The sequence below is a fragment of the Pseudoflavonifractor hominis genome (assembly GCF_014288125.1).
Taxonomy (GTDB): Bacteria; Bacillota; Clostridia; order Oscillospirales; family Oscillospiraceae; genus Pseudoflavonifractor_A; species Pseudoflavonifractor_A gallinarum.
This window is the reverse complement of the sequence record NZ_JACOPR010000009.1, coordinates 114,779-126,114: the sequence shown is the minus strand read 5'-3', so window position 1 is coordinate 126,114 and position 11,336 is coordinate 114,779. Positions and strand designations below refer to the sequence as shown.

Below are 11,336 nucleotides of genomic sequence, written 5' to 3'. Positions count from 1 at the left end.
GTCCCACTGGCGTTATGTTGTAAACAAGGCGGCAGCCGTTTTACCCGTCTGCCGCCCATGATAAATTTCACTCTATTTGCACCGCTTTTGGCGGTTACACAGAATTTGGGATTGCCCCGCCGTACACTACGTGATTCTCTCCCATTAGATCCTCCAAACCACCTCCGCCCGCTCGCCGTCCAGTTTGATCTCCCGGATAAACTGAGCGGCGACAATCTTTTTCTGCTCAAAGCTCAGGGGGGTGAATTGAAGGCGTTTCCACTTCGGTACCTGCTTTTTGGTATGTATTTGGGCTTGCGTTGCCAGAATCTCCTGCCGCTGGGCCTCCAGCTTCTGAATGGTCCGGTTGATGTAGGTCATGGTCAGGGCAGAGCCCTCGGCCAGAGCGGACATGAGATGGTCGATCTTCTGGTCGATCTCCGCCAGAAGCCGGGCACTTTCCGCATCTTCTCCCTGGGGTTCCTCCATATCGGGACACTCCAGCAGCAGCTGTTCCAGTTCGGCGGCTACCGACGCCTCCAGTGCCCGCAGGTCCACCCGGATGGAATGGTCACATAGCCCCAGGTTAGAACGCCCGCTGCACAGCAGATAGAACTTGCTGCTATCCCGGTTTACCTTGACACTGTATCCACAGTGGGCGCATTTCAGAAGCCCTGAGAGCCAGGTGTGCTTTCCACGGCCGGAGCCGCCCAGCTGGCGGTTTGCCTCCAGCTTATACTGGCACTGGAGCCACAGGGTGGAGGGAATGATCCCGTGGTGGAGGGCCAGCGAAAAATGCTGGTCCCGGAGGTCCTGATACTTCCCGGCGCTCCGGTCCCGCTTTCCGATGATCATTCCCCCGTGGAGGCCATCAAACTCGTCCAGCGGATTGGAGCAGCGGAGCCCTTTCCCTTGATAGAAGAGGTAGACATCCTCGTCTGCCATGACGTATACTGGGCTATGCAGGATGCGGGAGAGGGTCACATTGTCCCAGGTGGGGCGTTTTGGGCCGGGGATCTCATCCCCATTCAGAGCGCGGGCCACACTGCCCAGAGTGGCTTCCGGCTGGGCATAGGCAGAAAAGATCCGCTGCACCACGGACGCGTGCTCGTTGGGACAGAGAGCGGGGACCTGCCGCCCATCCGCGGCGGGAAGTTTCTGGATGGAGAACCCATAGGGGGCCGGCCCCCCGGGCCAGGAGCCCAGCTTGGCCCGCTGGAAGTAGTTGTCCCGCACCCGTTCGGCGGTGGTCTCCCGCTCCAGCTGCGCAAAGACCATGATGATGTTCAGCATGGCCCGGCCCATGGGCGTGGAGGTATCAAAGGTCTCATTGATGGATATGAACTCGACTTTGTGCCGTTTCAGAATCTCCCACAGCCGACCAAAGTCGGCAATGGACCGGGAGAAGCGGTCCAGACGGTAGACCACGATTTTCCGGATGAGCCCCTGTTCCACATCGGCCATGAGCCGCTGAAAGGCGGGGCGGTCGGTGTTTTTACCGGAATACCCCTTGTCCTCGTAGACCTGGTATTCCGGAGATACTTCCCGGCGGCACAGATCGATCTGTCCCTGGATGGAGAGGCTGTCCGCTTTGTCCACGGACTGCCGGGCATAGATCGCGTCCAAGGCGGACACCTCCTGTCCTCACTCACATATTTTTTAGGATGCTATCTTCCGCGGATCTCGGTGGAGCAGGGAAGAATACGGTGCTGTTCCCGAAGTTCTGTGATACAGCGCTGGTATAGCGTTTCCAAAAGGGCACTGCGGGCCTTATCGTTGCCCTGTATGGGATGCTGATGTATGATTTCCAATGGGAGCCCCTCCTTTCGGACAAACTGGCCGGTCGGACAGATTACCCTATGCAAGTGGAAGCGGCTCTATGCGGCCAGCAGGACAGGCTGTGTTTTCATGACAGGAAACAAGGCAAGGCCCCGGAGAATCCTCCGGGGCCTTGTCCTTTGTGGGGGAGAGAGATGTCCTTGACATAGATCAAAAAATAGTTATAATAGAATTAGAATAATTCTAAAAAGTGTTGTGGTGAAATGACAAAGTACGAGGCAAAGATTCTGGAGTTGGTAACGGCATCCCGAAGCCATATGACGGCCGAGCAGGTCTTTGACGAATTGCGGAAAACCTACCCGACCGTGGTCCTGGCGACCGTCTATAATAACCTCAACCGGCTGTGGAGCGCGGGAGCGATCCGCAAAATATCGGTGGGGGGAATGGCGGATCGCTATGATCGGATCGAGCGGCATGATCATTTGGTGTGCAAGCGATGCGGCCGCCTGGCGGATGTGGATCTGGGGGACCTGACGGCGCAGCTGGAACAGGCGGCTGGTCGTTCGATCCTGTCCTATGATCTGAAGCTGATGTACCTATGTGAGGAATGCAGAAACGAAGCCCAAAAGAAAGGAACGTGAGGAAACTGAAGCATTTGCCCCTGTCTGTCCGTGTCCCGATTGAGGAGGACAACCCCAGCATCGTGCGCTGGGAAGAGAAGTGTATCCGCTGTGGTATGTGTAAGGAGGCCTGCACCGAACGAATGGGCGTGCACGGCACCTATACCCTGGAGCAAACCGGAGGAAAGGCGATCTGTATTTACTGCGGCCAGTGTGCCAATGTCTGCCCGGTGGACAGCATCACCGAGCGGGACGAGTGTCCCCAGGTGCGGCAGGCCATCGCAGACCCCGACCGGGTGGTGGTGGTCAGCACCTCTCCCTCTGTGCGGGCGAGTCTGGGCGAGGCCTTCAGGATGGAGCCGGGCGCCTTTGTGGAGGGGAAGATGGTGGCCCTCCTCCGTGCACTGGGCGCGGACTATGTGCTGGATACCAACTTTGCAGCCGATCTCACCATTGTGGAGGAGGCCAGTGAGCTCATCCGCCGCATGACGGAGAAGGACCGCCCGCTGCCCCAGTTCACCAGCTGCTGCCCGGGCTGGGTCCACTTTGCGGAGATCTATGCCCCGGAGCTGCTGCCCCACCTCTCCACCGCCAAGAGCCCGATCGGGATGCAGGGGCCCACGGTCAAGACCTATTTTGCGCAGAAAATGGGGCTGGATCCCCGTAAAATCGTCCATGTGGCCCTGACTCCGTGTACCGCCAAAAAATTTGAGATCCGGCGGGAGGAGATGCATGCCGCCGCCGACTACCACGGCGTGGAGGGGATGCGGGATACCGACCAGGTGATCACCACCCGAGAGCTGGCCCGGTGGGCCAAGGAAGCGGGGGTGGACTGGAATACCCTGGAGGACTCGGCCTATGACTCCCTGATGGGCACGGCCTCGGGAGCCGGAGTCATCTTCGGCAATACCGGCGGCGTGATGGAGGCCGCACTGCGTACTGCCTATGCGTACCTCACCGGACAGGAGGCTCCGGCCGCCCTGCTGGAGCTGGAGAGCGTGAGAGGTTATGAAGGAGTGCGGGAGGCCCAGGTGGAGATCGGAGACCAGATACTGCAGGTGGCAGTGGTCTTTGGCACCGCCAATGCCAGAACATTTTTGAAGCACATTCAGGAGAGCGGGAAGGAGTACCACTTCGTGGAGGTGATGGCCTGTCCGGGCGGCTGCATCGGCGGTGGCGGACAGCCCAAGGACCTGCTGCGCGACGGGGACGAGACCCGCAAGAGCCGGATTGCAGCCCTCTACCGGCGGGACAGCTCTATGGCGCTGCGCAGCAGCCATGAGAATCCGGAGATTCAGGCGGTCTACGAGGCCTTTTATGGCAAGCCTCTGAGCGAGATGGCCGAGAAGATGCTCCACACCACTTATCAGGACCAAAGCGGACTCATCCAGGCGGATCGTCCCAATCAGAAAGGAGAAGAAAAGACCATGAAGAAGTGGAAATGCAAAGTCTGTGGATACATTCACGAGGGCGACAGCGCCCCGGAGTTCTGCCCCATCTGCAAGCAGCCCGCCTCCGCCTTTGAGCTGATGGAGGAGGCCCCTGTCAAGAGCGCAGGCAAGTACGCCGGGACCCAGACCGAAAAGAACCTGGAGGCCGCCTTCGCCGGAGAGTCCCAGGCCCGGAACAAATACACCTACTTTGCCTCAGTGGCCCTGCGGGAGGGCTATGAGCAGATCGCGGAGCTGTTCCTCAAGACCGCCGAAAATGAGAAGGCCCATGCCAAGCTGTGGTTTGAGGAGCTTCACGGCCTGGGGGACACTGCCGAGAATCTGCGCCATGCCGCCGAGGGCGAAAACTACGAGTGGACCGACATGTATGACGGCTTTGCCAAGACCGCTGAGGAGGAGGGCTTCCCGGAGCTGGCCGCCAAGTTCCGCCTGGTGGCCGCCATCGAGAAGCGCCACGAGGAGCGCTACCGTGCGCTACTACACAATGTAGAGACCGCACAGGTCTTCGAGAAGAGCGAAGTCAAGGTGTGGGAGTGCCGCAACTGCGGCCACATTGTGGTGGGCACGGCCGCGCCGGAGGTGTGCCCCACCTGCCAGTACGGAAAGAGCTTCTTCGAGATCCACGAGGATAACTATTGATCGTCCCGGAAGCGCGGCTTGGATCTCTATATCGGGGAAAGCTATCGTGAGGCAGAAAACCTCGCGGCTCCGTTTATTTGAGCGAAACATACCCAATATCAGGAGTTTTTATGAATCTCATCTTAAGCGACCGACCTCTGGACCTGTCGGGACTTTCTGTCCCAGATCTGGAGTATATCGACCTGTCCAGTCTGAACATCAAGCATTGCATCGGCTGTTTTGGCTGCTGGACCAAAACACCGGGCCGCTGTGTCATCCGGGATGACGCCGTGAAGGTCTATCCGTCTATCGCCGCCAGCACCCGGCTTCTGTATGTGAGCCGGTTGCGGTATGGCGGCTATGATACCACGATGAAGACCATGCTGGAGCGCTCCATCCCGGTGCAGCAGGCCTTTCTCCGCCTGCACCATGGGGAGACACACCATGTGCAGCGCGCCGTGGCGACAAAGGATGCTGTTATCCTGGGCTATGGCGCCGATTCCGAGGAGGAACAGGCGCTGTTCCGGCGTCTGGTGGACCGGAATGCCTTCAACATGAACTTTGCACGCCATCAGGTCCTGTTTGTTCCGGAGGAAGCGGTGGAGCAGGCTGTACGGGAGGAGGTGCAGAAATGGATTCTGTCCTGATTCTCAACGGCAGCCCGAGAGCGCCCCGTTCCAACTCCAAGCGCTACGCCCAGCTGTTTTTGGAGGCCTGTCCTTTGGAGACGGTGTACTTTGACCTCATCAAAACGGAACAGGCCAAGGTGCTGAAAGCAATGGAAGAGACTTCCCGCGTTCTGCTGGTTTTCCCACTCTATGTGGATGGATTGCCGGTGGTACTGCTGGAATTTTTGAAGTACCTGGAGGAGCACCCACCTGAGAACCGTCCCACGTTGTCGGTGCTGATCAACTGTGGCTTTTTGGAGCTGGAGCAGAATAACATCGCGGTGGAGATGATCCGTCTGTTTGCCCGCAAAAACGGCTATCCCATGGGCGCTGTGCTGAAAATCGGGGGAGGAGAGGCCATTCTGGACACCCCCTTCCGCGGCTTTGCACGCGCCAAGATCCGAACACTGGCGCGCGCTGTGGCCAAGGATCAAAAGCGGGTCATGGGCGTCACGATGCCCCTGCCGAAAAAGCTCTTTTTGAAAGCGTCCAGCCGCTATTGGGAAGCATATGGCAGGAAGAACGGCGTGACAAGAGAACAGATGGAGACCATGGAGATCGAAGGCTGAGCAGAGACTTCGCGCCGCAATATCAGAACAAAGAAACCGGGCTTGCCGCCTGCAATATGCAGACGGCAAGCCCGGTTTGTCTCAGTCTAGTGGAAATCCATTCGGGATGATCCACGGGCAGAGGAAATCTGCCATTAGGCGAGCAGCTGGGTCAGCTCGTTGATGGAGTCGATCTCCTGCTGGGCGAGCTGGAGGAGGATCCCGCTCTGGGCCTCCACGGCCTTCTGATAGACAGCGATCTCCTGGGAGAAGTCGCCGCCCTCCTCCTCGTAGCGGGTGTAGAGGCTGCGGGTGGCCTGGTCCACATCGGCCTTGGCAAAGCTCTTGCCGGTGCCCCAGTAGAGGTTGTCGGCGTTGGATTCGCCCCAGAGCATGTCATCCTGGATGGCGATGACCTCGGGGGAGAAGTACATGGCATACCACTCCAGCACGTTGTTCACGGTCCAGGCATACTCGTCCACCGCAGTGGCCACCTGGCCCTCCTCCAGGCAGGAGATGATGTTTTCACACAGGGTAATGTTCTCCTGGGGAGCCTCGTGGGGGACGATAGGACGCTCATACATCAGGCCCAGCAGATGCTTCTGGGCATAGGCAAAAGCGGTCAGGTTCTGGGCGGTCAGCTCCCGGCCGCGGTTCCAGAGCTCCTCCATCTTGGCGGTATCCTGGGCATTCCGGGCCTCGGCATAGTCCTCGTTGACGGAGCAGATCTCCTCACTCATGGCCTGGGCGGTTTCCTTCAGAGCCTCCAGAGCGGTGTGGTAGGCGTCCATGTCGACCCCCACCCGGGTCAGAAGCTCCTCGTCCAGAGAGGCGAGGATTCGGTCATACTGGGCGGTGAAGTCCAGATAGAGGGCGGGAGTCTGGTCGATGTACATGGCGAGGGCGCCATAATAGCGGATATTGAAGTTCATGACCGCTTCGTTGTAGGTTTCAGGGGTGTCGTACTGGGAATGGTAGATCTCCTCATAGAAGGGGAAGACGGTCTCCATGTCCTTCTGCAGCAGGAAGCCGTTGACCGTGGAGGGGACGCCGGCTGCATAGTAGGAGAAGTCGTCTGAGTAGGTGTAGGTCTGATACCCCTCGGTCAGCACGCCGTCCTCAAAGCATCCCTCGGGCTCGGGGGAGTAGGGATATTCGTTGACAAAGTAGTCCAGCATGGCGTACATCTCGGGGGCGGAGTAGGAACTGGTGTAGGTGTCGAACTCATAGGCCGGAAGCTCAAAGTTCAGGAAGGCCAGGGTCTTGCCCACCCAGTCCGGGTGGACCCGGTTGATCATCTCCCAGGCACCCACGGTCCAGTCGTACTGGGTGTAGGAGGAACCCCACTCTTCCGCGCCGTGCAGGCAGAAGACCAGATCATTTTCGGGCTGATAGCCGGAGTCGATCATGGCCTTGGCCATGGCGAGGACCAGGCCGACGGCGCAGTTGTCGTCCTGGAAGCCCTTGAAGTGCACGTCATAGTGTCCGCCCACCAGGATCTGATGGTCGGAGGACTTTCCGGGGATGCGGCCCATGATATTGTACGTGGTGCCCTCACCCACATTGACCTCGTTGTCGACGACCAGTGTGGCGGTAACCGGACCGGCGGCCAGCTTCTCCTGGATCTCCTGGGAGTCGGACAGGCCGATGGACAGGGTGGGGATAGCGGTGGGACCGCAGATATCCTGGCAGTTCAGGGCGTCATCCGCGATCTGAGAGAAACCGCCCACATTGGCCGCCAGAATGGCGGCGGCGCCTTGGTGCTGGGCCTCCAGCATGGGGTAGGTGATCCACCAGTCGTTGCGCTGATCGATATCGATGAGCACGATCTTTCCGGTCACATCCAGGCCCTCATAGTCCCACATGGTACCCTTTCCCACATAGACCACCTCGGCGGTGATGCCCTCCGCGGGGGTGCTGGCGGTGGCATAGGAGTAGACCGGATAGGACACGCCGTCCACCGTAAAAGAGGCGCCGTTGAACTGCCAGCGGTCGCAGTCGGCCGCCACTTTTTCCACGTCGGAGAGACCGATCTCCTCCATGGTCTGCACCAGATAGTCCGCAGCGGCATGCTCGGCATCGCTGCCCGCGGTCCGTCCGCCCAGCTCCGAATTGAAGAAATCCGGGTTGGTGGTCAGCTCGTAGGCGATATCATAGGCATAGTCCGGGGATACCGCATTCAAAAAGCTCTCATAGGCAGCCTCGGGGTCGGCCGGAGCAGCGGCCGGGGATTCCTTCGGGGCAGCAGCGGTGCAGGCGGTGACCGAAAGGGTCAGTGCGCCTGCCAGCAGCAGGGGCAGGAAATGGTTCGTGTGTTTCATGTCTCTCTCCTCGATACCTCAGCAAATTTTTATATCACCGCCAGGGGCGGATGATAAAAAAACACGATGCGCCACCCATACTGGCACACCGTGTCTGCGAAATTTTCTCCATAACGATACCGATGGAGTCCCCGTCGAGAGAGATCGTTCCTGCGGATGCAAGACTTTTAAATCACTCTTATTGACCATTTCACAAGTTGATGTGCGCCAGGCGCAGGTTATAAAGTAAACCAACTTATAAAATCGGAGCGAAAGCCGCTCCATCAATAAGGCAACAAAAGTTGCCAATCCGTACCCGCGGTACGGTCCCCGGCTCTTCGACGGGTTTTCGGCATTTGACCCGGCCGTCCGTGTAGCCTCGATCCGCCTGGCAGACGGATGGTCAAACGTGCATCTCGCACAGGTATCTAATTGCTGAGTGCTATTGTAAAAGAGCGATGTCACTTTGTCAAGAAAAAATTTTACGTTTTGAAAAAAAGATTGCTTGGGGCTTTTTGCCTTTTAAACGGAATAAAATGAGGGTTTAAGTGATAATAAAATGTAATATTTTATATAAAAATGTCGAATAGTAATGAAAAAGGGGCGCCTGATCCGACATCTCGTTGGGCAGACAACCGCTCTTTGGGCCGGAATGCTGTATCATGAATTGTATAACGATAGAGTGGTACAGATCTGCGCGGAGCGGGAGGGCCTATGAAACAATGGAAAACAGGAGCGGTGCTGATTTCACTGCTGGGGATCATGAGCGGAATGATGATGGCGGGAGCGGCAGAGAAAGCGGAGATCCCGCTGAACAGCGAGACCTTTCCGGACCCCGCTTTTTTGGGCTGGGTAAGCGACCGGGATACCGATCGTGACGGCGGCCTCTCCCAGATGGAGTTGGACGCAGTGACAAAAATGGACCTGAGAAAATTGGGAATTCAGGATTTGCAAGGCCTGGAGTATTTTCGAAATCTGGAGAGCTTGAATTGCAGCGAAAACGATCTTACCGTCCTGGAATTGACCGATTTTCCTGCCATGAACTCACTGACCTGCAATGAGAATCCCAGGCTCTCTGAGCTGCGTTTGGAAGGGGTTCCGACACTGGAACATCTCTACTGCTTTCACTCCAACCTTTTCGAACTGGATCTGCACGATGTACCCGGACTGACCTATTTTGCATGGGGTGGCAGCCCGCTCACAGAATTGGATCTGAGCGGAAATCCGGAGTTACAAATTCTCCATGTTCTGGGCGGGACGCTGACCGATGCGGACTTGTCCCAGAACCGGAAACTAGAGACGGTGCTTTGGAATCATACGTTCATTCAGACGCTGGATCTGTCCCAGCAGACCGATTTGACCTATCTGAACTGTACGGATAACCAGCTGCTCTCCTTGGACCTGTCCCATAACACAAAGCTGGAGACCGTTTATGCAGGAAAAAACCGGTTGCTTGCCCTTCGCCTTCCGGATCGAGAGGCACTCTTTTTGGATTTTACAGAGCAGAGCCCAGCCCGGATCGCGCTGGAGCCGGGGGAAAATGGGATTTCACTGGAACCGTTTGCGCCGTGGATCCAGCCCGAAAAAATCACCGAATTGAAGGGTGGCGTTCTGGATGGAACACGGATCCAGCTGGATGCACCCAATGAGACCCTGACCTATTGCTATCGGGAGGGGGATGCAGTCCTGGACGCGGCCATTTCTGTGACGGGAGAAAATGGCTGGGCGGTTCCGCTGTCCATTGAAAATTGGGAATATGGGGCGATCCCTGCCAAGCCACAGGCGAAAGCGGCCTTTGGCGAGACCACATTTTCCTATTCCGAAGGAAGGGAGGGACCCTATCAGGCGGAGCCACCGGTCCACGCGGGAGCGTGGTACGTCCGTGCGCTCGTAGAGGGGACCGAGCAATACCAGGGGCTAACAGCGGTCGTGCCCTTTGAAATCCGACAGGCGGTCCCCAATTACCTGGAACCCGGGGAAAAAACGGCGGTCTATGGGGATTCCCTGGGCGATGTGAGATTGGAAGCCGGCTTTTTGTGGGAAGACCCAACCCTTCCGGTGGGAGAGGCTGGAGATCAGGTCCACTTTGCATTCTACACTCCGGAAGATGCGATCGATTATCTGACAGTGGCACACATTCCGGTCCACATCCGGGTTCTGCCCTATGACGGCACGCAGCTCCCCATCCCCGCGCTTTCCAGTGTGGAAGATGTGGAAAAACTGGAGATCTGGCACGGTGCATACCAGCTTCGAACGAACGTAGACTATACAGTCGAGCTGACATCCGGGGACGGAGAGCGTCAGGTCACGATTCGCTTTATGGGGAACTATACCGGAACCGTCCTGCGGACCTTTGCAGAGACGGGCGCTGGTGGGAGTGCAGGCCCCCAGTACGTGTCGATCCTGGCGGAATCCACCGGCGGTGGAGAAATCACGCCCAGCGGCAGGGTCCGCCTGGTGCGCGGCGGCAATCAGAGCTTTACAATACAGCCACAGGCCGGATACCGGTTGGAGCAGCTCTTGGTCGATGGAAGTGCCGTGGAGTATACCGAGACCTATTCCTTTGAAAATGTCACCCAAAACCATACCATATCGGCGGTATTTGTTCAAAAGTCCGCCGTTGTGGATCCGGAGATCACCGGGGTCGCACAGACCCTGAACACCAGAGACCATAACGCCTTTTTCTTCGGCTATCCTGGTGAGCGCTTTGGAGCGGACGACACGTTGACCCGCGCTCAGGCCCCACAGCTCTTTTATTCGCTGCTCCTTACTCCGGGGAATGCCCCGGATGCGGGATTTTCCGATGTGCCGGAGGATGCGTGGTATGCCAGGGCAGTCAACACGCTGGCATCCATGGGAGTGGTTGCAGGGGTAGGCGGTGAAAAATTCCGGCCGGAAGCGCCTATCACCCGCGCAGAATTCGTTGCAATGGCCGGGCAGTTTGCACATCCTGTGGAAGCGGGAGGTATGACCTTTCCGGATGTCCAGGGGGATGACTGGTTTTATGAGGCGGTTCAGAGTGCTGTCTGGTACGGCTGGATTTCCGGGTATCCGGACGGCACCTTTGGACCGGAACAGCCCATGACCCGCGCCCAGGCAGCCGCCATCCTGAACCGGATGTTAGGACGCAGCGCAGATCGGGCCTTCCTTGCCGAAGACCATGGGCTGCGGGAATTCCGGGATGTTTCAAAGTCCCACTGGGCCTATTTTGACATCTGTGAAGCGGCCAACGGACACGGGTATGAGAAAAGAGATGGCCTTGAATTCTGGAATGCGATTCTTTCCTAGGATCGATCGAACCAAGCGGGCTGGAATATGAAAAATCCCCCTGCCGGAATCTTTCCGGCAGGGGGATTGCTCTGTGTGGGGGATC

The 11,336-nt window shown here is 57.8% G+C and carries 7 protein-coding genes; 5 read left to right on the top strand and 2 right to left on the bottom strand.

The features are described from left to right. Window positions 1-144 precede the first annotated feature (144 nt). A complete protein-coding gene (locus H8S34_RS13160; protein ID WP_186964223.1) occupies window positions 145-1,605 on the bottom strand; it encodes a recombinase family protein in 1,461 nt (486 codons plus the stop codon). A gap of 416 nt (window positions 1,606-2,021) precedes the next feature. On the opposite strand from H8S34_RS13160, the gene H8S34_RS13155 reads away from it, so the two are divergent. The 4 genes from H8S34_RS13155 (at window position 2,022) to H8S34_RS13140 (ending at window position 5,684) form a co-directional block, all read left to right on the top strand. Continuing rightward, entirely contained in the window at window positions 2,022-2,399 is a 378-nt protein-coding gene (locus H8S34_RS13155) for a Fur family transcriptional regulator (RefSeq protein ID WP_186964222.1), read from the top strand. Further along, window positions 2,366-4,468, top strand: a complete 2,103-nt coding sequence (gene rbr / locus H8S34_RS13150; protein ID WP_186964221.1) for a rubrerythrin — start codon at window positions 2,366-2,368, stop codon at window positions 4,466-4,468. Before H8S34_RS13155 ends, rbr begins: the two co-directional genes overlap by 34 nt. A gap of 110 nt (window positions 4,469-4,578) precedes the next feature. Beyond that, on the top strand, window positions 4,579-5,094 hold the full coding sequence (locus H8S34_RS13145) for a flavodoxin family protein (protein ID WP_186964220.1): 516 nt from the start codon (window positions 4,579-4,581) through the stop codon (window positions 5,092-5,094). Beyond that, on the top strand, window positions 5,079-5,684 hold the full coding sequence (locus tag H8S34_RS13140; protein ID WP_101692163.1) for an NADPH-dependent FMN reductase family protein: 606 nt from the start codon (window positions 5,079-5,081) through the stop codon (window positions 5,682-5,684). The genes H8S34_RS13145 and H8S34_RS13140 overlap by 16 nt, the downstream gene beginning before the upstream one ends. 134 nt (window positions 5,685-5,818) lie before the next feature. On the opposite strand, the gene H8S34_RS13135 is transcribed toward H8S34_RS13140, so the two are convergent. After that, window positions 5,819-7,984: a M28 family peptidase gene (locus H8S34_RS13135; protein WP_186964219.1), complete on the bottom strand. Its 2,166-nt coding sequence runs from the start codon at window positions 7,982-7,984 to the stop codon at window positions 5,819-5,821. Between the two features lie 693 nt (window positions 7,985-8,677). On the opposite strand from H8S34_RS13135, the gene H8S34_RS13130 reads away from it, so the two are divergent. Further along, window positions 8,678-11,251 carry an S-layer homology domain-containing protein gene (locus H8S34_RS13130; protein WP_207724986.1) on the top strand — a complete coding sequence of 858 codons (2,574 nt, stop codon included), beginning with the start codon at window positions 8,678-8,680 and terminating at the stop codon, window positions 11,249-11,251. Window positions 11,252-11,336: the final 85 nt, after the last annotated feature.

What these genes read in the sequence shown, in the direction of transcription:
- H8S34_RS13155 (WP_186964222.1), top strand. Translation starts at nt 2,022, where the DNA reads ATGACAAAGTACGAGGCAAAGATTCTGGAGTTGGTAACGGCATCCCGA.
- H8S34_RS13130 (WP_207724986.1), top strand. Translation starts at nt 8,678, where the DNA reads ATGAAACAATGGAAAACAGGAGCGGTGCTGATTTCACTGCTGGGGATC.
- H8S34_RS13135 (WP_186964219.1), bottom strand. Translation starts at nt 7,984, where the DNA reads ATGAAACACACGAACCATTTCCTGCCCCTGCTGCTGGCAGGCGCACTG.
- rbr (WP_186964221.1), top strand. Translation starts at nt 2,366, where the DNA reads ATGCAGAAACGAAGCCCAAAAGAAAGGAACGTGAGGAAACTGAAGCAT.
- H8S34_RS13140 (WP_101692163.1), top strand. Translation starts at nt 5,079, where the DNA reads ATGGATTCTGTCCTGATTCTCAACGGCAGCCCGAGAGCGCCCCGTTCC.
- H8S34_RS13145 (WP_186964220.1), top strand. Translation starts at nt 4,579, where the DNA reads ATGAATCTCATCTTAAGCGACCGACCTCTGGACCTGTCGGGACTTTCT.